The following is a 23847-nucleotide window of genomic DNA, read 5'->3' as shown; positions in this document are numbered from 1 at the left end:
CTGGTTCGCGTCTCAGGGCGTGGCGGCCGCCTTCCCTGAGACGTCGCGCAGCACACTGGGAAGATTCCGACGAACGCCTTCGCGAAACGCGGCGAGGCTCTGCTCGTCGGATTGCGGCGGCCAGCCGCCCGGTCCTGTCAGCGCACGAATGGATTGATCCCAACGTTGGGCATCACCTGGCGTACTCGTCTCGTAGAACCTCATCGAGGCCAAGGCCTCGGGTGACGCATTGCAGAGGACGGCATCATCCCGGCGCCAGCTAAGGGTACGCGCCTCAAGCGCAAGTACCATGTCCGAAAGCCGCCGCAGTTCATCGGCCGATCGCCCCGCAAGGCTCGCGAAGACGGGCTTTGCCTCGACAAGCAGGACCGGGATTCGGGTCGCCGCAATCTGCCGGTTGGGGCACTTCGCCCCATCGGCCAACGCCACAACATACATGTAGGAGGCCAGGAGCGCCGCTGTTTCGGACAGGTTGCGAAGCGGCGGTTTCCCCAGGACCCTGCCTTGCGATGCCAACCAATAGTTTTTCATCTGGAGCATCGATACGAGCATGCTGTCGCCATTGCGGATTCGGATCATCGCCAGGTCAAGCAGGCCCCAGAACTCGGCCTCGTCCTTGTAGGAAAAGGCGAGCCGGCTATAGGCCGTGTAATTCTTCACGGCCAGACAACGAGCAGCCGCCTTGACCACCGGCAGGTCCAGCCTCGCCCGCCGTTGCGGGTCACTCAGGATATCGGGTACCGGATCGGGGCCGACGATCAGCCCCTGCTCCACCATCGAGAGCGCGGCCTTGTCCGGTCCCGACACGGCCCGGGCACATTCCTCGCCCAGCGCGACACGCGGGTCCGAGGTTCCGCCGACGGCACCGGCCGGTCCCCCTGGATCGGCGGCACATCCCGCCAGAAGCAGAACCCCACCAACAAAGATGCCGGACAGAGCCCCCGTTCGCATCGCCACCACATCCGATAAGTTGAATTCCCACATCATCTGCGACCCGAAAAGATAGGGCAAGCCTGTATCGTGTAATTGCCGCTCCTTCCCTGGTTGCGCCGGAATGCTTCACGTCGGCGGCGAAAAACCAAAGCAGGAGAGGCGCCATCGGCGCGCTCAGGTACGAGTGGAAGACACCATTTTCGTTGAGGCTGACATCGTATATGATATCCCCCGCGTATGTTTTCGATACGAACCTCATAGAGACTATTTCGAAAAACTTGCCCCGCCCGTCGCTGAGCCGCTCGGACAGCCGAGTTGCGTGGTTCGACAGGCTCACCATGAGGAAAATCTTTCTGCCACAAAGATTCTCCTCATCCTGAGCCTGTCGAAGGACGCCCGGCCTCTCGGCGAGACAGGATTTTCAAAACAGTCTCTCAGTCGCCGAGAAGCAATTCGGCTTGATCGTTCGACGGCCCGGCGAATACTTGCAACACCTTGGCTCCCACATCGCAGGAGGAGAAAGGAAATGAGTGCGTCGTCCTACCCGTTGCGCCTGCCGATTTACCTGATGGAGCAGGCCAAGGAAGTTGCCGCCGCGAGCGAAACGTCGCTGAACCAATTCTTCCTTGCCGCTATTGCAGAGAAGGTGGGCGAGGTACGGACCACACTGAAGGAACGGGCGGCTCGTGCCGACCTGGACAAGGCGCGCGCCGTGCTCGACCGCGTGCCGGATGTTCCACCCGGCGATGACGATCCCTGGCCACCTGCAGATCGATTGAAGTAGGCAGGTTCCCGGCGAAACGCCCCTTCCCCGCTTGGCGCCGGAATGCTTCACTCCGGCGGCGAAAAACAAAACGAGGAGAGGCGCCATGGCGCTGGATGCCGAGACGCGGGCGCAGTTCATCGAGACCCTGGGCCGCTTCGTGCGCGAACGCCTGCGCCCGATCGAGGCCAAGGTGGCCGAGGATGACGCGATCCCGGCGCAGATCATCGCCGAGATGCGCGAGTTGGGCCTGTTCGGCCTGTCCATCCCCGAGGAATACGGCGGCCTGGGCCTGTCTCTGTCGGACGAGATCGAGGTGATGTTCACCTTCTGCCAGACTTCGCCCGCGTTCCGCTCGGCCTTCGGTACCAATGTCGGCATCGGCAGCCAGGGCCTGGTGATCGATGGCACGGCGGCGCAGAAGGCCAGGTACCTGCCGAAGCTTGCGACCGGCGAGCTGGTCGCCTCGTTCTGCCTGACCGAGCCCGAGGCGGGCTCGGACGCCGCCTCGCTGAAGACCAGCGCGCGGCTGGACGGCGATACCTATGTCCTGAACGGCACCAAGCGTTACATCACCAACGCGCCCCATGCCGGCCTGTTCACCGTGATGGCGCGCACCGATGCGGGCAACAGGGGCGCCGGCGGCATCTCCGCCTTCGCGGTCGAGGCCGGAACCCCGGGCGTCCATGTCGGCAAGCCGGACAAGAAGATGGGCCAGCAGGGTGCCAAGATCGCCGACGTGATCTTCGAGGATGCCCGGGTGCCCGCCGCCAACCTGATCGGCGGCATCGAGGGCAAGGGCTTCAAGACCGCGATGAAGGTGCTGGACCGCGGCCGCCTGCACATCTCCTCGGTCTGTGTCGGCGTCGCCACCCGCCTGCTGGAAGACAGCATCGCCTATGCCCGCGAGCGCAAGCAGTTCGGCCAGGCGATCAGCGAGTTCCAACTGGTCCAGGCCATGCTGGCCGACTGCAAGACCGAGCTCTATGCCGCCCAATGCATGGTGCGCGATGCCGCCCGCCGCTTCGATGCCGGCGAGAATGTCTCGACCGAGGCGGCCTGCGCCAAGTATTTCTGCTCGGAAATGGTCGGCCGGGTCGCCGACCGCGCGGTGCAGATCCATGGCGGTGCCGGTTACGTGGCCGATTACGGGATCGAGCGCTTCTACCGCGATGTCCGCATCTTCCGGATCTATGAAGGCACCAGCCAGATCCAGCAGATGGTCATCGCGCGCGGCCTGACACGGGCCTGATCCCATGCTGGGCCAGGCGCCGATCATCCTCGAATACCCGGCGGAGGTACTGATCCTGCTGCTCGACGGGATCGGTGTCTTCGTCTTTGCGATCAGCGGCGCGACGCTGGCCCTGCGCCAGCGCCTGGACCTGTTCGGCGTGCTGATGCTGGCCTTCGTCACCGCCCTGTTCGGCGGCATCACCCGCGACCTGCTGCTGGGGGCGACGCCGCCCGAGACGCTGACCTCCTGGCACAATTTCGCCATCGCCATGGTGGGCGGCACCTTCACCATCTATGCCCAGACCTGGGTCGAGCGGATCAAATGGCCGGTCCGCCTGTTCGATGCCATCGGCCTTGGCCTGTTCGCGGCCGCGGGCACCCAGAAGGCGCTGGCCTACGGTGTCGATCCCTTGATGGCCGCCGTGGTCGGCATGATCACCGGCATCGGCGGCGGCATCCTGCGCGACGTGCTGGTGACCCGCACGCCCCTGGTGCTGCAGTCCGAGATCTATGCGGTGGCAGCCCTGGCCGGCGGGATCGTGGTAACGCTCGGCGCCTGGGTGGGGCTGCCGGCGCTGACCACCATGCTGATCGGCGCGGCATTGTGCGTGGCGCTGCGCCTGCTGGGCCTCTATCGCCAGTGGACCTTGGCCGTGCCACGGCGCAGACTCCGCAAGTAGCGTCCATCGAGGGAGCGTTCGATGTCCGAGAAAGGCCTGGTCTTTCCCAGCCGCCCGCTGACGGCCCGGCCGCCCGGCACGGGGCTCGCCTCCAGCCTGTGGTCGATCCTGGTCGCCGTGCTGGTGCTGGGCGGCTTCGTGGTGATCACCGTGCCGCCGATCCCCGATCTTCTCGCCGACTGGTCGATCCGCAAGACGGCGCAGCCCTCCCCCAATAGCCAGATCGCCGAGGGCGAATGCAAGACCCATCTGGTCCTGGTGACCTGCAACGCGACGCTGACGCTTTACCGGCCCGGTCAGCCCAAGCTCGAACACGAAACCACGATTTATTTCGTCGATCTGCACACCGGGGACTACAGCGCCATGGTGATGGCCGATCCCGCCCGGCCGGAATATCTGACCACCGACCTGGCCCTGGAGACCTTCTGGAACCGGGCGATCACCCTGGGCCTGTCGATCCCCCTGTTCGCGCTGCTGGCCTGGGGCATGCTGCGCTATGGTTTCGGCCGGCTGCGTGAAGGGCGCCGGCTGCGCGCTGCCCTGCGCGACAAGCCGATGCGGCCCACCATGCTGCGCCTGGAAGGCCGCGGCCCGAAGGGATGGGCGGTCGCCGGTGTCGATCACAACGGGGCGCCGGTGCGCCGGGTGTGGGCCGTGCCGCGCCGGGCAAAGCCCGTCGTCCTCGATGCCGACAAGGGGCTGATCCTGGGTGTTACCGTCGATGGTTCGGTCGCCATGCCGCTGGACGCCAAGTTGCGCTGGGTCGATTTCACCAAGCAGGAACGCGAAGCCCTGTCGAACTCGCTCACGGCTTGAGAGGACATCCTGCCTCACCCTGCGAATAGGGCTTCCCATCGTCCCGCCGGCGAACGATCCTGATCGAATGAACGATCGACAGACTCGTGCGGCAGTTGCCCTGCCCCTGATATGGGCAGAACTGGCCATGGCATCGTGGGAAACCATTGTGCACAGAACCTTCCTGATGATGACCGGGAGTTGCACGGTGGAAGAGTATCAGCGGATGACGGTCGAGAAGCTTCTCGCCCTCAGCCACTCGACCCAGATCCTGGTGTCCGGCCGCACCGGCCCGGCCGCCATCGCTTCGGCCTTGCGGCCCTGGCACGGCCCGGCGACCGCCAACGCCAAGCGCCTCCGGGGTAGCTGAGCCCCCTCCAAGCGGACGATGCCGCCGGGGCACCGGCCGGGCACTGTCACCCCCATAACGATAAGGGGGATCCGCCATGGCAACAGGAACCGCGCCGGACATGGCCCGGGTGTTCGAGCCTGTGCGCCTGGCCGGGCTTACCCTGCGCAACCGCCTCAAGAAGGCCGCGACCTTCGAAAGCCGCTCGCCCGGCGGCGTGCCGAGCGTGGCACTGGCGGATTTCCACGCCGGCGTCGCCCAGGGCGGAACGGCGCTCACCACTGTCTCCTACTGCGCCGTTTCGACCGACGCCCGCACCTTCGCCAACCAGATGCACATGCACGAGGGGATTTCGGGCGAGCTGCGCCGGCTCTCCGACGCGGTCCACGCCCATGGCGGCGCGATTGCCGGCCAGCTTGCCCATTGCGGCGCCTTCACCCGGCTGCGCCCGGTACGTAGCCGCCGGCCCAAGGGGGCATCGGCGCGGCTCAACGATTACGGCGTCCTGGCCGGCATCCCCTTCGCCGATGCCATGGGCAGCGCGGATTTCGAGGCGCTGCTGGCCGATTACGCCAGGGCCGCCCGCATCCTGGTCGGGGTCGGCTTCGACGCGCTGGAAATCCACATGGGCCACGGCTATCTGCTCAGCCAGTTCATCAGCCCCGCCACCAACAAGCGCCGCGACGACTATGGCGGCTCGCTCGCCAACCGCATGCGCCTGCCCCTGCGCGCGCTGGACGCCGTGCGCAAGGCGGTGGGCGACCAGGTGCCGCTGATCGCCAAGATCAACCTGGCCGACGGCTTCAAGGGCGGCCTGGAGACGGCCGAAGCGGTCGAGGCCTGCAAGCTGCTGGCACAGGGCGGCATCGATGCGATCGAAATGAGCGGCGGCTTCGTCAGCAAGACGCCCATGTACCTGTTCCGCGGCGCCAACCCGATCGACTATGTGATCAAGGGCGAGGCCAACCCCCTGTTCCGCGCCATGCTGCGCCTGATCGGCCGCCGGGTATTCCGCAGCGATCCTTTCACCGAGTTGTTCTTCCTCGACCAGGCCCGCCGTGTCCGCGCGGCGGTCGACGTACCCCTGATCTACCTGGGCGGCGCCACCTCGGCTGACGGTATCGCCCGGGCGATAAACCAGGAAGGCTTCGATCTCGTCTCGATCGGCCGCGCCCTGCTGCACGACCCCGATTTCGCGCAAGCCCTGCGCACCAACCCCGGCCACGTCAGCCCCTGCAACCACTGCAACGCCTGCGTCGGCACCATCGGCCAGCCGGAGGGGACAAGGTGCCTGCTCCATACGGCTTGACGCAGGTTCGTCCGGGGCCTTGCGCGCAAAACGGGGCCGGTCCGGCTTGCACGGCCGCCAGCACAGGAGGACGATGACCCACATCGTCGGCTGCATTTTCCTGGGGGAGGGAAACATGCCTGCTGGGTGGGGACACAGCGCCCGTTCGGGCGCGCCTGTACACGCGAATAGGCTCGTTGCCTGCCTTCTGGCCCTGGCGGTGGTCGCAGCCTGGCTGCTGGTGGCGCCGGGCGCACGGGCCCAGCAGGCGCCCTATCTCGAACTGGTCGAAACGGTGCCGGACCAGACCGGAAGCCATTGGGTCCAGGTCAGCCCGGGAGCAATCTCGCTGCGCGAGCCCCAGGGCGCCTATGCCGGCCAGATCGCCTGGTCGGCACCGCCGGCCACCATGGATGCGACGGGCTTCTCGATCACCGTCAATGTGCAGGTGCAAGGGCCTGCCGCCCGCATCCAGGCCGGCGGCGAAGTCGGCGGCAGCGGATTCGACATTGTCGAGAACCCGCCGGGCATCCTGGTACTGGCCGAAGTCGGCGAGAGCAAGTCGGGCAGCGCCACGCTCACCGTCAGGCCGCGGAGCGGGCTTGCCGACGGCTCGATCGCCGAACTCCTGGTCGGCGCCTCCTTCGGGCCGCATGTGATCTACCGCTACCGCGTCTCCAACACGGCCGGCGGCACGACCGGCGGGATGCCGCCTCCCCTGCCCCCGCAGATGCCGGCGGAAACCTTGGAGGCGGTGCTGGATTGCCCCAGCGAGATCGTCCGCTCCGCCCTTCCGTCGATCATCTGCAATATCGTCATCACCAGGTGGCGCCGCAACACGTCCGCGCCGGTCGAGGTCCTGATGCCTGCGGCGATCGATACTTTCGGCAACCACCCCAGCGGGCTCCAGGTGCTGGGTGCCGGATCGCACGACGTCTTCGAATGGGATAGCCCCTACAACTGGAGCCTGCTGGTCTTTGCCTGCCCGTCGCAACAGGGGACCGGGGCCAACTGCTACGACTCGGCCACGGTTCCCGACGCCCCCGCTTCGGTGCCGATCATCGTGCGCCAGAAGGGCGGCCCCGACGTCAACCTGCTGCTGACCATGAACGTGATCGGCCGGGGTGGGACGGGAACCGGCGGCGCCGGGCAAGGCACCACCGCCCGCATCGGCAGCGCCTGGCGGGCCGGCGACTTCTTGCACATCGAGACCGGGGCGCTTACCACCGGCCCGATCCTGCTCGACTGGCTCAGCGCCCGCTGGCAGATCGAGCCGGTCGCCGGCACCCCCTTTGTCCGCTTCCGCAACCACTGGAAACCCGACCACTATATCCACGTGGAGTCAGGCACCGTCGCAGCCGGGCCGATCAGCCCCGATTGGTGGAGCGCCATGTGGCTGATCGAGCCCTTGGAAGGCGGCCGCTATGTGCGGATCAGGAACCGCTGGCGGGAAAACGACTACCTGCACATCGAAACCGGCACCCTGCAGGCTGGACCCATCCAGCCCGGGTGGTGGAGCGCCGTCTGGTGGGCCCTGCAATAGCCGCCTGCCCGGCCAGCCGCGCCGCCGCCGCCGCGGTGCGCGGCAACCGTTCCCCTTGACCTTCTGCTCGCACTGCGCAAAGAACCCACCGGGTTTTATCTGCGCAGAACCAGAAGACCGAGGAGAGTTGATAATGAGCATCCGTTTCGACAATCGCGTCGCCATCGTGACCGGCGCCGGCGGCGGCCTGGGCCGCAGCCACGCCCTCGCCCTGGCGGCCCGTGGCGCCAAGGTGGTGGTCAACGACCTGGGCGGCGCGGTCGATGGGTCGGGCAGTTCGGCGGGTGCCGCCCAGCGCGTCGTCGACGAAATCAAGGCCCTGGGCGGCGAAGCCGTGGCCGACACCAATTCCGTGTCGACGCCCGAGACCGCCGAAGCCCTGGTGAAGACCGCGATCGACACCTATGGCAAGCTGGACATCCTGATCAACAACGCCGGCATCCTGCGCGACAAGAGCTTTGCCAAGGGCGAGCTCGCCGACTTCAGGCTGGTGCTGGAAGTCCACCTGCTGGGCTCGGTCTATGTCACCAAGGCGGCCTGGCCGCACCTGCAGGCCAACAACTATGGCCGCGTGGTGATGACCTCGTCGGCCTCGGGCCTCTACGGCAACTTCGGCCAGGCCAACTACGGCTCGGCCAAGCTGGGCCTGGTCGGGCTGATGAACACGATCAAGCTGGAAGGCCAGAAGAACGACATCCGCGTGAACACCATCGCGCCGGTCGCCGCCACCCGCATGACCGAAAACCTGCTGCCGCCGGCGGTTCTCGATACCTTGAAGCCGGAACTGGTCACCTCGGGCGTGCTGCACCTGGTTCAGGAAAACAGCCCCAACGGCGTGATCCTGGAAGCGGGTGCCGGCTATTACTCGGTGGTGCAGATCGTCGAGGGCACGGGTGCCAAGCTGGGCGCCGATGCGACCGTCGACGACGTGGCCGCCGCCTGGGACAAGATCAGCGACATGAGCGGCGCCACCCCTGCCTTCTCGTCGAACGAGAAGCTGGCGACCATCTTCGCCTCGTAATCGATTGTGCGTTTCTCGTCATCCCGGCCTTGAGCCGGGATCTTGTGACGCGAAAGCATCGAGAACACTGGTCTTGAGATCCCGGATCTGCGCTGCGCTCCGTCCGGGATGACGCAAGAAGACTGCGGGGCCCTTCCGGGCCCCGTTTTCGTTCAGGCCAGGCGCGCCCGAAATTCGAGATAGGCCGCCAAAACCGCCTCAGGCGCCTCGACCTGCGGGTAGTGCCCGACCTCCTTCAGCATGGTGACATCGGGGCTGGGCACCAGTTCGCGGTAGCGCGCCACCATGTGGGCGCCGGACACCGGATCGACCGCGCCATCGATCAGTTTCAGCGGCACCGGCGAGCGCTGCAGGGCGCCGACCCAGCGTTCGCGATGCCGGCGGCGCTCGGGGATATAGCGGATCAGCTTGTGCATGATCCGCGAGCCGCCGCCGGCCGACATCAATTGCCAGAAGCCGTCGATCACCGCCGCACTGGGCGGCGTGCCTGGCCCGAAGAGGCGGCTCATCGTCCGGGTGAGCCGCTCCTTGTTACCCAGGCGGCCGACCAGGGGCCCGAGCGGCGACAACAGCAGCTTCTGTGTCAGGACCGCGCGATGGGTCTCGGGAAACAGGCCGCCGTTGAGCAGGCCGACGCTGAGGATCTGCGGCCGGTGCCCGCCCTCGCCCTGGCGGGCCAGCAATTCCTGGGCGACGGTGTCGCCATAGTCATGCGCCAGGATGTGATAGCGCCCCACCCCCTGCCGGCGCAGGAAGGCCTCGAACAGGTCGGCCTGGTCGAGGATCGAGTAATCATAGGCGCGCGGCTTGGCCGAAAAGCCGAAGCCGATCATGTCCAGGGTCAGCAGCCGGAAGTGCCGGCTCAGGGCCGGCCACACCGCTTCCCAGTCCCACGAGGCGGTGGGAAAGCCGTGAATGAGCAGCAGGGCCGGCTTGCCCTCCTCGCCGGCCGCCTGCCAGAAGATCCGATGGCCGCGGTAGTCGAAGCTGCGGCCGCCGGCGCGCCAGGCGGTCAGCGGGATCTGGATCATCATCGGCCCTCGAACCGGCCGGGGCGCTTCTCGAAGAAGGCGGCGATCGCCTCGTCGTGATCGTCCGTGTGATGGGCCAGGGCCTGGAACGCGGCCGACATTTCCAGCACGCTCTCGTAAGGCGCCCGCTCGCCCTCGCGCAGCAGGCGCTTGGTCAGGCGCAGCACGTCGGGCGGCTGCGCGGCGATGCGGCCGGCGAAGGCGCTCGCTTCGGCCGCCAGTTCGGCATCCGGCACGACGCGCGAGACCAGGCCCCAGTCCCTGGCGGTGGCGGCATCGATCAGGTCGCCGGTGAAGAACAGCTCCGCCGCCCGGGCCGAGCCGATGAGACGTGGCAGGATCCAGGCCCCGCCGTCGCCCGGCACCAGGCCAAGCTTCAGGAACGAGACGGCGAACTTCGCCGCCTCACCGGCGATGCGGATATCGCACAGGCAGGCCAGGCCGCAGCCCTGGCCGATGGCCGGGCCGTTCACCGCGGCGATGGTCGGCACCTCGATATTGCGGATCGCCTGGGCCAGCCTCTGCACCGTGCGACGATAGCTGTCACGCTGGACCTTGGGGATGCCCGCCAGGATACCGACCTTGTCGCGCATGTCCTTGACATTGCCGCCGGCGGCGAAGGCGCTGCCCTTGCCCGTCAGGATGACGGCGCGGACCGAACGGTCGTCGTTGGCGCGCTGGCACAGCGAGACGAAATGATCGAGTTCCTCGAGCGAGCCCAGGGCATTGCGCGTCTCGGGCCGGTTCATCACCAGGCGGACGACGTGACCATCCTGTTCCCACAGCACCGGGTCGGTTGACGTCATGATGCCTCCCTAAGGCGTCATCCCGGCCTTGAGCCGGGATCTTTCAACAAGATTGCGTGCTGGTCACGAGATCCCGGCTCAAGGCCGGGATGACGACGTTGGCTTGAGTTTTCATTTCAGATGATCGGGGCGTCGAAGCGCAGGAGGTGGACGGCGCTGCGGTCGTCCTTGATGCCGAAGTCGTCGTCGTCGATCACCACCAGGGTGCGCTCGTCGATCCAGGTCATGCCTTCCAGCTTGGCCGGCAGGCCGGGCTCGCGATCGGAATCGACGATCAGCCGCTTCTCCAGGATGGGAACCCCTAAGCGCCGCAGGGCCCGGCCGTCGGTCTCCTCCAGGGTCGGGCGGCGCTCCGGGTCCATCCAGGCGGGGTCCAGGCGCATGTCGGCGGTCAGGCGGACATGGAAGATCTTGGACGAACGGTCGACCCGTTCCACCACGAGCAGGTCGTAGGGCCCGACCGAGGTCATGTCGCCCACCTTCACATCCTTGCGCTCCGCCCCCGGGTCGCCACGGAAGGCGACGGGCCGCTCGAAGCGGTAGAGATGCTCGCACTCGACCTCGCGCTTCTTCACGTCGAAGGTGACGATGCGGATGTTGCGCGACCATTTGGCCACTTCAGGGACCGGGTGTTCGAGCGGGCTTTGCGTGACGAAATGCAGGTAGCGGCCGTCGGGCGACAGGGTCAGCCCCTCGATCCCGCGATTGAGCCGGCGCTTGGCCCAGATCTCGGGCAGGCGCTCGCGCACCGGATAGGGCGCCTTGCGATAGAACTTGCCCACGCCCTTGGGGACAATTCGCTCCATCACCGTCCCGTCGGCCGCGACATGCAGCAGGCTGGGGCCGTATTCCTCGCCCACCCAGAAGGTGCCGTCCTGGGCGGCGGCGATCGCCTCCGGGTCGACCCCGCCGGGATCGCCGTGCAGCAGATTTCCCTTCAGGTCGAAGGCCTGCTCGATCTCGCGGGCATGTTCGGGGTCGCGCGGGTTGGGCAGGCCGGTGATCGGCTCGCCCTTGGCGTCTTTGAGGCCGATGCGCGCCGCCAGGCGGATGCGGATGGCGCTGATGTCCAGGCTGATGATCGAGGGCTGGAAATCCGGCTGGGGAAAGATCTTGGCGTCGCCGTCGCCGGCGCACAGCACGTCCGCCCCGTTCCCCAGGATCTTGGACGCCTCGTCGCAAGGGATGTTGGGGCCGCGGTCGGTGATGGCGAACAGCTTGCCCGGCGGATCGCCCGGGCGCCGCGACAGGCCGGAACCGATGCCCAGGGACAGGCGCAACTCGCGGCCTTCGGCACCGACGATCTTGCCCAGGTCGAAAGGCCGGATGGGCAGTGCGATGCGGCGTATTTCAATCAGCTTGGCCGGCATGGCGAATCACGTTTACTCCCTGGGCGTTCATTCTACCGCTCTTGCCTTCGCCTCGCGCTGTCGTGCCAACGGCGCAGGCTGAGTGTCGAGAGTGCCGTGAGAAGCCCGAAGATCGCAATCCCCGCGACGGCAATCAGGGCCAGCGCCGCGAACATGCGTGGCACGTTCAGCCGCTGCCCCGCCTCGATGATCCGCCAGGCCAGGCCCGTCGCCCCGCCGGCCGTGGTCGAGGAGACAAATTCGGCGACCACCGCCCCGATCAGGGCCAGGCCCCCGGCTATGCGCAGGCCCACCAGAAAATGCGGCAGGGCCGAGGGCAGGCGCAGCAGGAACAGCGTCTGCAAGCGCCCTGCCCCTTGCAGGCGGAACAGGTCCTCCAGCCCCGGATCGACCGAGCGCAGCCCGAACATGGTGTTCGACAGGATGGGGAAGAAGGCGACGATGGTGGCGCAGACCAGCATCACCGCGAAAGGATCCTCGACATAGATCAGCACCAGGGGCGCGATCGCCACGATCGGCGTCACCTGCAGGATCACCGCATAGGGGTAGAGGCTGCGCTCGATCCACCGGCTCTGCACGAACACGACGGCCAGCAGGAGGCTGGTCACGGCCGAGGTGACGAGGGCCGCCAGCGTGATCTGCAAGGTGACGAGCAGGGACGAGGCCAGGATCACCCGGTCGTTCCACAGGCTGGCCGCGATCACCGACGGGGCGGGCAGGATATAGGGTGGCAGGTCGTTGATGCGGACCATCGCCTCCCAGGCGCCCAGGACCACGAGGGCGACCAGCAGGGGGGCCAGGCGCTGCGCATGGCTCATGCCGCCTGGCCCATCGCGGCAGCGAGACTGGCCGAGACCCGGCCGCAGGTCGCGGCATAGTCGGCCGAGGCGCGAAAGGCCGCCCCCATCGCCGCATGAGCGGTGTCGTGGCTGGCCACCAGGTGTCCAGGGCGCGGCGCCATCACCACGATGCGGCTGGAGAGATAGGCACTCTCGAACACGCTGTGGGTCACGAACAGCACGGTCAGGCCAAGCCTCGCCCACAGGGCATAGAGCTCGTCGTCCAGGCGCAGGCGGGTGATCTCGTCGAGGGCGGCAAAGGGCTCGTCCATCAGCAGCAGGTCGGGCTTGGCCGAGAAGGCCCGGGCGATCGAGACACGCATCTTCATGCCACCCGACAATTCCCGCGGCACGGCCCGCTCGAAGCCGCTCAGCCCCACCTGCTCGATCGCCGCCTGGGCGGCGCGGGTCCGTTCGGCCCTGGCCACGCCCTTGAGGCGCAGGGGCAAGGCGACATTGTCGAGCACGCTGGCCCAGGGCATCAGGGTCGGCTCCTGGAATACCACCCCGATCTCGGGCCGCCTGCCCGCCCAGGCGAGAGCGCCGGCGCTGGGCTGTTCCAGCCCCATGATCAGGCGCAGCAAGGTGGACTTGCCGCAGCCCGAAGGCCCCAGGATCGACAGGAACTCGCCCCGTGCCACGGCCAGGTCGACACCGTGCAGCGCCTGTGTCCCACCGGGAAACCGGTGGGACAGGCCCGCGATCTTAAGCAGGCTCACTTAAGGCCGACGCCCTTGTTCACGAATTGCAGGGAATAGGCCTTGGCGAAGGCCAGGTCGGCCGGGTAGATGCCGACCTTCACCGTGCCGTCGAAGAAGGATTTCCAGCGTGCATCGGTCATCGCCCCGATGCCCAGCGTCAGGGCATCGCCGGATTCGACGATGCCGTGCTCGTTCAGCACCTTGATGGCATAGGCCAGTTGCTCGTCGTCCATTTCAGGGTTGGCGGCCTTGATCGCGGCATTGGCCTTGGCGGGATCGCCATGCAGATAGGTCTTCCAGCCGATGATCGAGGCATCGACGAAGCGCTGGACCACGTCGGGATGCTTCTCGACGAAGTCGCGCTTCACCTCGATCGTGGTCGAATAGGTGTCGTAACCATAGTCGGCCAGCAGTATCACCACCGGTTTCACCCCGGCCTTCTGCACCGTGAAGGGTTCGGACGACAGGTAGCCCTGCATCACCATCCTGGGGTCGGCCATGAAGGGGGCAGGCGAGAAATTATAGGGCCGCACCTGATCGTCGGTATAGCCCTGGGTGTGCTGCAGCCACAGCCAGAAGGTCTGCATCGCATCCTTCGACAGCATGATCGGCCGGCCCTTCAGCGAGGCGAGGTCGGTCGCCCCGGTATCGGGGTGGGCGATCAGCACCCGCGGCTCCTTCTGGAAGATCGAGGCGACCGCCAGGACGGGGATGTTGTTCTGGACATAGTTGAGGGCGCCGTAACCCTCGCCGCCCATGTTGAAATCGATCTTGCCGGCCGCCAGCAGCAGGGAATGGTTCACCTGCGGCCCGCCCATGCGGATCTCGACCTCGAGCCCGTATTTCTCGTAAGTGCCGTCGGCGACCGCCTGGTAGAAGCCGCCATGTTCGGCCTGGGCCAGCCAGTTGGTGCCGAACACCACCTTGTCCTTGGCCACCGCCGGCGCCGCCGCCAGGGCAGCCGCCATCACCAATCCCGCCAATCGCCCCAGCATGCCCGCACTCCACCGTTTTGGATGCAAACAGGATAAGGCGTGGGATGGGATGGGCAAGCGGAACCTGGAAACCACAGAACGTCATTCCGGCGAAGGCCGGAATCCATTCTGGGCCAGCGCGCGACGTCTCAATGGATTCCGGCCTTCGCCGGAATGACGGGGAAAGAGTCCCCTCCGCCGCGGCAGAGGGGACCAGATCAGATTACGACGCGGCCTGAAGCGGCGGCGCCTTGCGTTCCTGCTTGATGCCTTCAGCCACCAGGAAGGCCAGTTCCAGGGCTTGGGCGGCGTTGAGGCGCGGGTCGCAGTGGGTGTGGTAGCGGTCGCCCAACTGCTCGTCCGAGATCTCGACGGCGCCGCCGATGCACTCGGTCACGTTCTGCCCGGTCATCTCGACATGGATGCCGCCGGCATAGGTGCCCTCGGCCTGGTGGGCGGCGAAGAAGCCGCGCACCTCGGCCAGGATGCGGTCGAAGGGCCGGGTCTTGTAGCCGGTCGACGACTTGATCGTGTTGCCGTGCATGGGATCGCACGACCACACCACCTTGCGGCCCTCGCGCTTCACCGCGCGCAGCAGGGCGGGCAGCTTGCGCTCGACCTGGTCGTGACCCATGCGGGTGATCAGGGTCAGGCGGCCGGGCTCGTTGGCCGGGTTCAGGGCGTCGATCAGGGTGATCAGTTCGGACGGCTCCATGCCCGGGCCGACCTTGCAACCGATCGGGTTCTTGATGCCGCGCATGAACTCGACATGGGCGCCGTCCAGGTTACGGGTGCGCTCGCCGACCCACAGCATGTGGGCCGAGGTGTCGTACCAGCCGCCCTGGGTCGAATCCTCGCGCGTCATCGCCTGCTCGTAGCCCAGCAGCAGGGCCTCGTGGCTGGTGTAGAAGTCGGTCTGGCGCAGGCTGGGCGTGGTCTCGCCGGTGACGCCGCAGGCGGCCATGAAGTCCAGCGACTCCTCGATCCGCTGGGCCAGGTCGCGGTAGCGCTCCATGGTTTGCCCTGAGACGAAGCCCATGTTCCAGCGGTTCACCTGGTGCAGGTCGGCGTACCCCCTTGCGCGAAGGCGCGCAGCAGGTTGAGCGTCGAGGCCGCCTGGAGATAGGCCTGGAGCAGGCGGTTGGGATCGGGCACCCGGGCTTCCGGGTTGAAGTCCATGCCGTTGACGATGTCGCCGCGGTAGGACGGCAGGCTGACGCCGCCGATTTCCTCGTTCGGGGCCGAGCGCGGCTTGGCGAACTGCCCGGCCATGCGGCCCACCTTCACCACGGGGCAAGCCGCGGCATAGGTCAGCACCACTGCCATCTGCAGGATGACGCGGAACATGTCGCGGATATTGTTGGGGTGGAATTCGGCGAAGCTTTCCGCGCAATCACCACCCTGGAGCAGGAAAGCACGGCCTTCCGCCACCTCGCCCAGCGACTTCTTCAGGTTCCTGGCCTCGCCGGCAAACACCAGCGGCGGATACGACCGGAGCTTGCCTTCAACCACCTCGAGGGCGGCGGCATCGGGATAGTCGGGCACCTGCCGGATCGGCAGGTTGCGCCAGCTGTCGGGGCTCCAAGGCTTACCCATAGGACTTTCCAAACCTAAATAAGGCCAAAATTGATAGGGGAAACACATATAGGCGCTTCACCTGCGCTTTGCCAGCCTTTGCGCGGGCGGGTGGAGGCCCCCTGTGCCGCAATCGATCAAGGCGATGGCGGTTCCAGACAAGCCGCCCGAAGCGTGCTCCGCCACCGTCAATTCGACGGCCCGCCGACCGCCTCTGATCTTTGAGAAATATAAGATTCCGTAGCGGTAAGCGGTGTTGTCCGCGCCCCGACCATCTGGAAGACTGCACGCCGTGATCGAGTCCGAACGAAGCGGGCAAACCCGCCGGCAATGACCACCACCCACCCTAAACAGCTCGACACCGGGAGGAAGTAACCATGGCATCGATATCCCTGCATCCGTCCATCGACAATGGCATTGCGCCGGGCTCGAAGGATTTCGCCGGCGGCACCTTGGTGTGCAAATGCGCCGACCGGCCGGTCAAGGTGAGCGTGGCGGCGCAGACCGCGCACAACCACGCCTGCGGCTGCACCAAGTGCTGGAAGCCCAAGGGCGCCATCTTCTCGGTCGTCGCCGTGGTCTCGCGCGACAAGGTCTCGGTGACCGAGAACGCCGACAAGCTCGCCATCGTCAACAAGGACGCGCCGATCCAGCGCCATGCCTGCAAGGGCTGCGGCGTCCACATGTACGGCCGCATCGAGAACACCAACCATCCCTTCTACGGCCTCGACTTCATCCACACCGAACTCTCGCCCCAGAGCGGCTGGTCGCAGCCCGAATTCGCCGCCTTCGTCTCCTCGGTCATCGAATCCGGTGTCCGGCCGGAACAGATGGGCGCCATCCGCGGGCGCCTGCGTGAACTGGGGCTGGAGCCCTATGACGCGCTCTCGCCGGCCCTGATGGATGCCATCGCCACCCATGTCGCCAAGGCCTCGGGCGCCCTGGCGGCCTGATCACCGAACTTGCACACAACCGGCCGGGCCGCGCGCCCGGCCGGCTTTGCCATAAGGAATACTGTCATGGACGTTCGCGCCGCCGTCGCCTTCGAGGCCGGCAAGCCGCTCGAGGTCACCACCGTGCAACTGGAAGGCCCGCGCGAGGGCGAGGTGCTGGTCGAGATCAAGGCCACCGGCATCTGCCACACCGATGCCTTCACCCTCTCAGGCAGCGACCCCGAGGGCCTGTTCCCCGCGATCCTGGGCCACGAGGGCGCCGGCGTGGTGGTCGAGGTTGGGGCCGGCGTCACCACGCTCAAGCCGGGCGACCATGTCATCCCGCTCTATACCCCGGAATGCCGGCAGTGCGACTACTGCCTCAGCCGCAAGACCAACCTGTGCCAGAAGATCCGCATCACCCAAGGCCGCGGCCAGATGCCCGACGGCACCTCGCGCTTCTCCTACAAGGGCAAGCCGGTGCTGCACTACATGGGCACCTCGACCTTCGCCAACTACACCGTGGTGCCGGAGATCGCCCTGGCCAAGATCCGTACTGACGCGCCCTTCGACAAGGTCTGCTACATCGGCTGCGGCGTCACCACCGGCATCGGCGCGGTGATCAACACGGCCAAGGCGACGGCGGGCTGCAATGCCGTGGTCTTCGGTCTGGGCGGCATCGGCCTCAACGTGATCCAGGGCTTGCAGCTCGTCGGCGCCAACATGATCGTCGGCGTCGACCTCAACGACGACAAGGAAGCCTGGGGCCGCCAGTTCGGCATGACCCATTTCGTGAACCCGAAAAAGGTCAGCGGCGACATCGTCGCCCACCTGGTGGAACTGACCAAGGGCGGCGCCGACTATAGCTTCGACTGCACCGGCAACACCACGGTGATGCGCCAGGCGCTGGAATGCGCCCACAAGGGCTGGGGCGAGAGCGTCATCATCGGCGTCGCCGGGGCCGGCCAGGAGATCTCGACCCGGCCGTTTCAGCTCGTCACCGGGCGGGTCTGGCGCGGCACCGCCTTCGGCGGCGCGCGCGGCCGTACCGATGTGCCCAAGATCGTCGACTGGTACATGGACGGCAAGATCCAGATCGACCCGATGATCACCCATGTCCTGCCGCTCGAGCAGATCAACGACGCCTTCGACCTCATGCACCACGGCAAGTCAATCCGCGCCGTCGTCACGTTCTGAGGTTTTATGTCGTCATCCCGGCGAAGGCCGGGATCCATTTCCGGGCAGCTCGCGCTGGATCAGAATGGATCCCGGCCTCCGCCGGGATGACTCCACACAGGGTTGGAGTAACCCCATGACGATCGAAACCGTCGAGACCCACCGCGCCCATGGTGGCACCCAAGGCGTCTATCGCCACGCCTCGGGTGCCACCGGCACCACCATGACTTTCGCGGTCTTCGTGCCGCCGGCGGCGGCCAAGGGACCCTGCCCGGTGGTCACCTATCTGTCGGGCCTGACCTGCACCCATGCCAATGTCATGGACAAGGGCGAATACCGGCAGGCCGCGGCCGAGCTGGGCCTGATCGTGGTGTGCCCCGACACCAGCCCGCGCGGGGAAGGCGTGGCCGACGATCCCGCCTGGGACATGGGCCAGGGCGCCGGCTTCTATGTCGATGCGACGCAAGCCCCCTGGGCGCCCCATTTCAAGATGTGGTCCTACGTCACCCAGGAGCTGCCGGCGGTGATCGCACAGCATTTCCCGGTCGACACCGCGCGACAGGGCATCACCGGCCATTCCATGGGCGGGCACGGCGCCCTGACCGTCGCCCTGCGCCACCCCGGCCGTTTCAAGTCGACCTCGGCCTTCGCCCCGATCGTCGCCCCCACCCAGGTGCCCTGGGGCCAGAAGGCCCTGCCCGGCTATCTGGGCCCCGACACGGCGCTGTGGCGCCAGCACGACGCCGTCGCCCTGATCGAGGATGGCGCCCGCCCGCCCGACCTGCTGGTCGACCAGGGCACCGCCGACAGCTTCCTGGCCGGCCAGCTCAAGCCCGAACTGCTGCAGGCCGCCTGCGATGCCGCCGGCATCCCCCTCACCCTGCGCCTGCAGGAGGGCTACGACCATTCCTATCACTTCATCTCGACCTTCATGGCCGAGCACCTGGCATGGCACGCCGAGCGCTTGAAGGCTTGAGCCGATTTTCGCCAAACCGTCACGCAAAGCGCTTATCTTGCCGATTTGAGATCCAAATCAGTGAGATAGGCCCATGAACCTTGATGACGACGAAGTCGTGGCGCGCATCCGACGCGACATGATGGACAGCTACGAGGAAGAGCTCGAACTGGAACTCGAGGACCACGAGTTCGGGCCCGACGGCGAGGAAGTGAGAGCGCCGGACACGGCCGAGGAAAAGGAATTCCGCCGGTTCTATTTCCGCGAATTGCTGCGCCTGCAGACCGAATTGATCAAGGTCCAGGACTGGGTTGTCAATTCGCGCCAGAAGATCGTCATCGTCTTCGAGGGGCGCGATTCAGCCGGCAAGGGCGGCGCCATCAAGCGCATCACCCAGCGCCTCAATCCCCGCGTCTGCCGGGTCGCCGCCCTGCCCGCGCCCAACGACCGCGAACGTACCCAATGGTACTTCCAGCGCTATGTCTCGCACCTGCCGGCGGCCGGCGAAATCGTCCTGTTCGACCGTAGCTGGTACAACCGCGCCGGCGTCGAGCGGGTGATGGGCTTCTGCACCGACGACGAATACGAGGAATTCTTCCGCTCGGTGCCGGAATTCGAGCGGATGCTGGCGCGCTCGGGCATCAAGGTGCTCAAGTACTGGTTCTCGATCACCGACGAGGAGCAGCACATGCGCTTCCTCAGCCGCATCCACGACCCGCTGAAGCAGTGGAAGCTGAGCCCGATGGACCTTGAATCCCGCCGCCGCTGGGAGCTCTACACCAAGGCCAAGGAAGTGATGCTGGAGCGCACCCACATCGCGGAAGCGCCCTGGTGGGTGGTGCAGGCGGTCGACAAGAAGCGGGCGCGCCTCAATTGCATCAATCACCTGCTGACCCAGATCCCCTACGAACCGGTGGAACACCCCGCCATCGTCCTGCCCGAACGGACCCGGCACGACGACTATATCCGCAACCCGGTGCCCCAAGAGATGCTGGTGCCCGAGATCTACTGATCTCCTCCCTTGCGTCGTCCCGGCCGCCGCGCCGGGACGACCACCCCCCTTTCCCAAATCCCGGCCCGCCCGCACTGCCTAGTCCGCATGGACCATGCAGTGAACCGGCATCGGCGTGATGTTCAACCAGATCGGGAACAACCCGGCGGCCTACGGTGGAATCACGTGGCCGGTGGGGTGGCGATTTTGGCGATGATCGCCTTGTGAGGCGTGCCCGTCAGGGCAACGGCCTGATCCAGCAAAAGGGTGCACCGGGTTTGTTGGTGCAGCCAAAGCCGCGACAGACGGGGTCAAATCGGGGGTGTGCGTCATGGTAAAAGGCTTAAGCAATCGGCGCCGGGCATCGCGCGCCGTCGTCCGTGCCAGCGTGATCGCCGGCATCCTGGGCGGCACCGCCTCGGCCCTGTCGGAAGTGATCGACTTCGACAACGGTGCCAGCCTGTCGGTCAATGTGACCACCACCTACCAGGCCGGCATCCGCGCCGAAGATGCCAGTCCCCGCTCGTTCTCGCCCACGACCGACTATGCCCATGTCGTGCTGCTGCCGCAGATCCCGATCCTCCAGCCGATCGACGTCTCGACCCATGTGCCGCGCAGCTACAATTTCGACGATCCCAACCGGAATTTCGAAAAAGGCGACATGTTCACCAACATGTTCAGCGCCCTGGTCGAGGCCAACTTCAAATACGAGGACTGGGGCTTCAAGGCCAGCGGCAACGCCTATTACGATTTCGTCTATCACGCCGACAATTCCAACGACGTCAACTTTCCCGACGGCATCAACAAGCACGGCGGCCCGGCCGACGAGTTCACCGGCCAGACCCGCTATGCCAACGGCGGCCGCTTCCGCGCGCTGGATGCCTTTGCCTATGGCACCTTCGATGTCTTCGGCACCGACCTCTCGCTGCGTGTCGGCAACCAGGTGGTGGCCTGGGGCGAGAGCCTGTTCTTCGGCAATATCTCGCTCAGCCAGGGCGTGGTCGACACCACAAGGGCGAATACGCCGGGCGCCGAGGTCAAGGACATCCTGCTGCCGGTGCCGCAGGTCTCGATGAACTGGGGCGTTACCGATCGGCTCAGCATCCTGGGCTATTACCAGTTCGACTATGACTACAACCAGCTCGATGGCGTGGGCAGTTACTTCAGCCGGTCCGACATCATCGGGCCGGGGGCCGAATTCGCCTATGGTTCGGTCAACCCCTTCCCCGATGTCATTGCCAATTACGCCTCGGCCTGCACCCTGAGTTCGTCGATTCCCAATTGCAGCGCGCTGGGCCTGCCGCCGCAGATCGTGCAGATCCTGTCGAACCTGCTCAGCAACAACCTGCTGGGCATCGGCGATGCACAGAACGGGCGCTTCGACGTCGCCTACCGGGGCGAGAAGAAGCCCAACAACAATGCCCAATGGGGCCTGGGCCTGAGCTATGCCCTGACCGACGACATCAACGCCGGCCTTTATTTCCTCAAATACCACGAGAAGAACCCACTACCGGTCTTCGGCATCTCGACGGTACAGACCGACCCGTTCCGGCCCGGCACCCTGGGCGGCGCCCTGACCAGCGTCTGCGGCCTGCTGGGCATCGATTGCAGCGGCATCCAGCAGCAGGTCACCAATGCGATCGACAATATCGTCGCCGACGTTGCCCCGCTGTACCTGCCCTATACCTACGTCGCGCAATATTTCGACGACGTGAAGCTCTACGGCGCCAGCGCCTCGACCACCATCGGCCAAGTCAATCTGGGCTTCGACTTCGCCTACCGTCAGGATGCGCCGATGCTGGTCGACGGCAATATCTCAGGCATCACGGCACCCCAGCCGGTGCGGGGCGATGTCGTCCAGACCAATTTCAACGCGCTCTACGTCATGGGCTCGACCCCGTTGTGGGACTCGCTCAGCATCGTCGGCGAGGTCAGCTTCAACTATGTCGTCGATCACGAGACCCTGTACCTCTACGACATCCACGGCCAGCCGCTGAAGGACGGCAATGGCAACAACATCAACAAGTTCGACGACCTGACCGGCGACCGCTTCTCCTGGGGTTATCAGGCGCAGTTCGAATTCGGCTACAACGATGTCTTCCCCGGCGGTTGGGACATGTTCGTGCCGGTCATCGTCGGCCAGGCGATCGGCTCGCCGGCCTATAACGGCTCGCTGGGTGCCTTGACCGGCAACGGCGATTTCCGGGTCGCCACCGGGGTCAAGCTGCGGCACCTCAACAACCTCGAGGTCAGCATCATCTACAACGCCTTCCTCGGCTCGTATCACCGGGTCGAGCGGCCGCTGGCCGACCGCGACTATGTCGTCGCCACGGTGAAATACACCTTCTGACCTGCCCCCCGGTGCGGGGCGACTTGCATACAAGTGGGGTAGACAAGCATACGGGTGGGCGGGCAAGGTCGGGGCAACCCTTCCCGCCTTAGGCCGTCATGTCCGATGAAAAAAGTCCTGCTCGACCCGTTCCTGCTCGCCCTGATCGGCGTGGTCGTCCTGGCGGTGGTCTGGCCAGCTCCCGGGGTGACCGGCGGTTTCCTGCATATCGAATGGGTGGCATCCTACGGCATCGCCATCGTCTTCTTCCTCTACGGCCTGACCCTGGCGCCCGAGAAGATGCGCGCCGGCCTCAGCCATTGGCGGCTGCACCTGGTCGTGGTGCTGGCGACCTTCGCGCTGTTCCCGCTGGTCGTCCTGGCCGCCGGCCCGGCAGTGCGGCCCCTGCTGCCGCCCGAGGTGTGGATCGGCTTCTTCTATATCGCCGCCCTGCCCTCCACCGTCTCGTCGTCGGTGGCCATGACCTCGCTAGCCAAGGGCAACATCCCCGGCGCCCTGTTCAATGCGAGCCTGTCCAGCCTGATCGGCGTCTTCGCCACCCCGGCCCTGATGGCCTGGTTCCTGGCCAGTTCCGGCGCCGCTTCCCTGCCGCTGGGCGATGTCATCCTGAAAATCGTGCTGCTGGTGCTGGTGCCGACGGCGGTGGGGCAGCTACTGCATCGGCCGCTGGCGGCCTGGGTTGCGCGCAACGCCGGCTGGATCAAGACCATCGACCGGCTGGTGATCCTGTCGATCGTCTACAATTCCTTCTGCAATTCGATCGCCGAGGGCATCTGGACCCGGCACGAGCCGATCCTGCTGGTCGAGATCGCCGCCGGCGCGGTGGCCCTCTTCTTTATCGTCTACGGCCTGCTGCTGATCCCGTGCAAGCTGCTGAAGTTCAACCGCGAGGACCGTATCGCCGCGCTGTTCTGCGGCTCCAAGAAATCGCTCGCCACCGGCGTGCCGCTGGCCGGCATCATCTTCGCCACCATGCCGCCGGCGGCGCTGGGCCTGATCATCGCGCCGATCATGCTCTATCATTTCCTGCAATTGGTGATCGTCAGCGTCATCGCCAACCACTACGCGGCGCAGAAAATATAGTCACAGCCGTCATCCCGGCGAAGGCCGGGATCCATTGTCGTGGAACACGAGATGGATCTCGATTGCCATTGCCATGGATCCCGGCCTTCGCCGGGATGACGATCAGGTCGTTATTGCCGTCATATTTCAAACCGAAGGGATCCCCTTAGATGTTACATCTCTCGACGGTGGATGACGTGTTTGAACTATCGGGTCGGAGTTCGGTCATTGTCGTGCCGGGGATACCGAGGCACAGCGAACACAACTGGAAAATCAGGGGTGGCGACGCCGTTACGCTCGAAACGCCCGACGGCGACATCCTCGAAACCATCGTTGGTGGTATCGAATTCTCATCGCCGCCGCATCCAGACTTCATTCCTATTATGCTCGGTCCTGGCATAACAAAGCAGATGGTTCCTATCGGCACGAAGCTATGGGTCGACGAAAGCGCGACTTCCTGAACCATTCATGAGCTCACAA

At 65.9% G+C, this 23847-nt stretch carries 22 protein-coding genes and 1 pseudogene; 15 read left to right on the top strand and 8 right to left on the bottom strand.

Annotated elements, in window-relative coordinates; genetic code table 11:
* Positions 1–12 precede the first annotated feature (12 nt).
* Entirely contained in the window at positions 13–1011 is a 999-nt protein-coding gene (locus D3874_RS09155; RefSeq protein ID WP_147385591.1) for a hypothetical protein, read from the bottom strand.
* Between the two features lie 448 nt (positions 1012–1459).
* Here D3874_RS09155 and D3874_RS09150 point away from each other — a divergent pair, with 448 nt between their 5' ends.
* From D3874_RS09150 to D3874_RS09115, 8 genes are all read left to right on the top strand, one after another.
* A complete protein-coding gene (locus D3874_RS09150; RefSeq protein ID WP_119777817.1) occupies positions 1460–1717 on the top strand; it encodes a hypothetical protein in 258 nt (85 codons plus the stop codon).
* An 85-nt stretch (positions 1718–1802) separates the two neighbouring features.
* The gene (locus tag D3874_RS09145) at positions 1803–2948 is read left to right on the top strand and encodes an acyl-CoA dehydrogenase family protein (RefSeq protein WP_119777816.1); all 1146 of its coding nucleotides are present in this window, start codon (positions 1803–1805) and stop codon (positions 2946–2948) included.
* 4 nt (positions 2949–2952) lie between these two features.
* A complete protein-coding gene (locus D3874_RS09140; protein ID WP_119777815.1) occupies positions 2953–3609 on the top strand; it encodes a trimeric intracellular cation channel family protein in 657 nt (218 codons plus the stop codon).
* Between the two features lie 21 nt (positions 3610–3630).
* On the top strand, positions 3631–4425 hold the full coding sequence (locus D3874_RS09135) for a hypothetical protein (protein ID WP_119777814.1): 795 nt from the start codon (positions 3631–3633) through the stop codon (positions 4423–4425).
* A 148-nt stretch (positions 4426–4573) separates the two neighbouring features.
* Positions 4574–4774 (top strand): hypothetical protein, encoded by a 201-nt coding sequence (locus tag D3874_RS09130; RefSeq protein ID WP_158595911.1) that lies wholly within the window; start codon positions 4574–4576, stop codon positions 4772–4774.
* Positions 4775–4850: 76 nt separating this feature from the next.
* Entirely contained in the window at positions 4851–6062 is a 1212-nt protein-coding gene (locus D3874_RS09125; RefSeq protein WP_119777812.1) for an NADH:flavin oxidoreductase, read from the top strand.
* A 199-nt stretch (positions 6063–6261) separates the two neighbouring features.
* Entirely contained in the window at positions 6262–7584 is a 1323-nt protein-coding gene (locus D3874_RS09120; RefSeq protein WP_119777811.1) for an RICIN domain-containing protein, read from the top strand.
* A 133-nt stretch (positions 7585–7717) separates the two neighbouring features.
* Positions 7718–8605, top strand: a complete 888-nt coding sequence (locus tag D3874_RS09115; protein WP_119777810.1) for an SDR family oxidoreductase — start codon at positions 7718–7720, stop codon at positions 8603–8605.
* Between the two features lie 152 nt (positions 8606–8757).
* Here the strand turns inward: D3874_RS09115 and D3874_RS09110 are convergent, their stop codons facing one another.
* From D3874_RS09110 to D3874_RS09075, 7 genes and pseudogenes are all read right to left on the bottom strand, one after another.
* Positions 8758–9639 carry an alpha/beta fold hydrolase gene (locus D3874_RS09110; RefSeq protein WP_119777809.1) on the bottom strand — a complete coding sequence of 294 codons (882 nt, stop codon included), beginning with the start codon at positions 9637–9639 and terminating at the stop codon, positions 8758–8760.
* Complete coding sequence (locus D3874_RS09105) at positions 9636–10442, bottom strand: crotonase/enoyl-CoA hydratase family protein (protein WP_119777808.1); 807 nt, start codon at positions 10440–10442, stop codon at positions 9636–9638. Before D3874_RS09105 ends, D3874_RS09110 begins: the two co-directional genes overlap by 4 nt.
* 116 nt (positions 10443–10558) lie before the next feature.
* On the bottom strand, positions 10559–11812 hold the full coding sequence (locus D3874_RS09100) for an esterase-like activity of phytase family protein (protein ID WP_119777807.1): 1254 nt from the start codon (positions 11810–11812) through the stop codon (positions 10559–10561).
* 32 nt (positions 11813–11844) lie between these two features.
* The gene (locus D3874_RS09095; RefSeq protein ID WP_119777806.1) at positions 11845–12630 is read right to left on the bottom strand and encodes an ABC transporter permease; all 786 of its coding nucleotides are present in this window, start codon (positions 12628–12630) and stop codon (positions 11845–11847) included.
* Complete coding sequence (locus D3874_RS09090; protein WP_119777805.1) at positions 12627–13370, bottom strand: ABC transporter ATP-binding protein; 744 nt, start codon at positions 13368–13370, stop codon at positions 12627–12629. Before D3874_RS09090 ends, D3874_RS09095 begins: the two co-directional genes overlap by 4 nt.
* The gene (locus D3874_RS09085; RefSeq protein WP_119777804.1) at positions 13367–14347 is read right to left on the bottom strand and encodes an ABC transporter substrate-binding protein; all 981 of its coding nucleotides are present in this window, start codon (positions 14345–14347) and stop codon (positions 13367–13369) included. Before D3874_RS09085 ends, D3874_RS09090 begins: the two co-directional genes overlap by 4 nt.
* Before the next feature lie 202 nt (positions 14348–14549).
* Positions 14550–15922: pseudogene (locus D3874_RS09075) on the bottom strand (class II 3-deoxy-7-phosphoheptulonate synthase).
* A 356-nt stretch (positions 15923–16278) separates the two neighbouring features.
* Here D3874_RS09075 and gfa point away from each other — a divergent pair.
* From gfa to D3874_RS09040, 7 genes are all read left to right on the top strand, one after another.
* Complete coding sequence (gene gfa / locus D3874_RS09070; RefSeq protein WP_119777802.1) at positions 16279–16854, top strand: S-(hydroxymethyl)glutathione synthase; 576 nt, start codon at positions 16279–16281, stop codon at positions 16852–16854.
* A 66-nt stretch (positions 16855–16920) separates the two neighbouring features.
* A complete protein-coding gene (locus D3874_RS09065; protein WP_119777801.1) occupies positions 16921–18030 on the top strand; it encodes an S-(hydroxymethyl)glutathione dehydrogenase/class III alcohol dehydrogenase in 1110 nt (369 codons plus the stop codon).
* Positions 18031–18145: 115 nt separating this feature from the next.
* Complete coding sequence (fghA, locus tag D3874_RS09060; protein ID WP_119777800.1) at positions 18146–18985, top strand: S-formylglutathione hydrolase; 840 nt, start codon at positions 18146–18148, stop codon at positions 18983–18985.
* Positions 18986–19058: 73 nt separating this feature from the next.
* Positions 19059–19976, top strand: coding sequence for a polyphosphate kinase 2 (gene ppk2 / locus D3874_RS09055; protein ID WP_119777799.1), 918 nt, complete (start codon positions 19059–19061; stop codon positions 19974–19976).
* Between the two features lie 310 nt (positions 19977–20286).
* Positions 20287–22305: a DUF1302 domain-containing protein gene (locus D3874_RS09050; RefSeq protein ID WP_119777798.1), complete on the top strand. Its 2019-nt coding sequence runs from the start codon at positions 20287–20289 to the stop codon at positions 22303–22305.
* Between the two features lie 105 nt (positions 22306–22410).
* Positions 22411–23388 (top strand): bile acid:sodium symporter family protein, encoded by a 978-nt coding sequence (locus tag D3874_RS09045; protein ID WP_119777797.1) that lies wholly within the window; start codon positions 22411–22413, stop codon positions 23386–23388.
* Between the two features lie 149 nt (positions 23389–23537).
* Positions 23538–23828, top strand: coding sequence for a hypothetical protein (locus tag D3874_RS09040; RefSeq protein WP_119777796.1), 291 nt, complete (start codon positions 23538–23540; stop codon positions 23826–23828).
* Positions 23829–23847: the final 19 nt, after the last annotated feature.

This window comes from Oleomonas cavernae (genome assembly GCF_003590945.1).
GTDB classification, from domain to species: Bacteria; Pseudomonadota; Alphaproteobacteria; order Zavarziniales; family Zavarziniaceae; genus Zavarzinia; species Zavarzinia cavernae.
Note: the sequence above shows the minus strand (reverse complement) of the source record. Positions and strands in the feature narration are given on the sequence as shown.

Bases quoted from the DNA above. Each gene is read 5' to 3' on its own strand.
- gfa (WP_119777802.1), top strand. From the start codon at position 16,279: ATGGCATCGATATCCCTGCATCCGTCCATCGACAATGGCATTGCGCCG.
- D3874_RS09125 (WP_119777812.1), top strand. From the start codon at position 4,851: ATGGCAACAGGAACCGCGCCGGACATGGCCCGGGTGTTCGAGCCTGTG.
- D3874_RS09050 (WP_119777798.1), top strand. From the start codon at position 20,287: ATGGTAAAAGGCTTAAGCAATCGGCGCCGGGCATCGCGCGCCGTCGTC.
- D3874_RS09095 (WP_119777806.1), bottom strand. From the start codon at position 12,630: ATGAGCCATGCGCAGCGCCTGGCCCCCCTGCTGGTCGCCCTCGTGGTC.
- D3874_RS09145 (WP_119777816.1), top strand. From the start codon at position 1,803: ATGGCGCTGGATGCCGAGACGCGGGCGCAGTTCATCGAGACCCTGGGC.
- D3874_RS09140 (WP_119777815.1), top strand. From the start codon at position 2,953: ATGCTGGGCCAGGCGCCGATCATCCTCGAATACCCGGCGGAGGTACTG.
- D3874_RS09115 (WP_119777810.1), top strand. From the start codon at position 7,718: ATGAGCATCCGTTTCGACAATCGCGTCGCCATCGTGACCGGCGCCGGC.
- D3874_RS09135 (WP_119777814.1), top strand. From the start codon at position 3,631: ATGTCCGAGAAAGGCCTGGTCTTTCCCAGCCGCCCGCTGACGGCCCGG.
- D3874_RS09110 (WP_119777809.1), bottom strand. From the start codon at position 9,639: ATGATGATCCAGATCCCGCTGACCGCCTGGCGCGCCGGCGGCCGCAGC.
- D3874_RS09105 (WP_119777808.1), bottom strand. From the start codon at position 10,442: ATGACGTCAACCGACCCGGTGCTGTGGGAACAGGATGGTCACGTCGTC.
- D3874_RS09100 (WP_119777807.1), bottom strand. From the start codon at position 11,812: ATGCCGGCCAAGCTGATTGAAATACGCCGCATCGCACTGCCCATCCGG.
- D3874_RS09040 (WP_119777796.1), top strand. From the start codon at position 23,538: ATGTTACATCTCTCGACGGTGGATGACGTGTTTGAACTATCGGGTCGG.
- D3874_RS09085 (WP_119777804.1), bottom strand. From the start codon at position 14,347: ATGCTGGGGCGATTGGCGGGATTGGTGATGGCGGCTGCCCTGGCGGCG.
- fghA (WP_119777800.1), top strand. From the start codon at position 18,146: ATGACGATCGAAACCGTCGAGACCCACCGCGCCCATGGTGGCACCCAA.
- D3874_RS09065 (WP_119777801.1), top strand. From the start codon at position 16,921: ATGGACGTTCGCGCCGCCGTCGCCTTCGAGGCCGGCAAGCCGCTCGAG.
- D3874_RS09045 (WP_119777797.1), top strand. From the start codon at position 22,411: ATGAAAAAAGTCCTGCTCGACCCGTTCCTGCTCGCCCTGATCGGCGTG.
- D3874_RS09150 (WP_119777817.1), top strand. From the start codon at position 1,460: ATGAGTGCGTCGTCCTACCCGTTGCGCCTGCCGATTTACCTGATGGAG.
- ppk2 (WP_119777799.1), top strand. From the start codon at position 19,059: ATGAACCTTGATGACGACGAAGTCGTGGCGCGCATCCGACGCGACATG.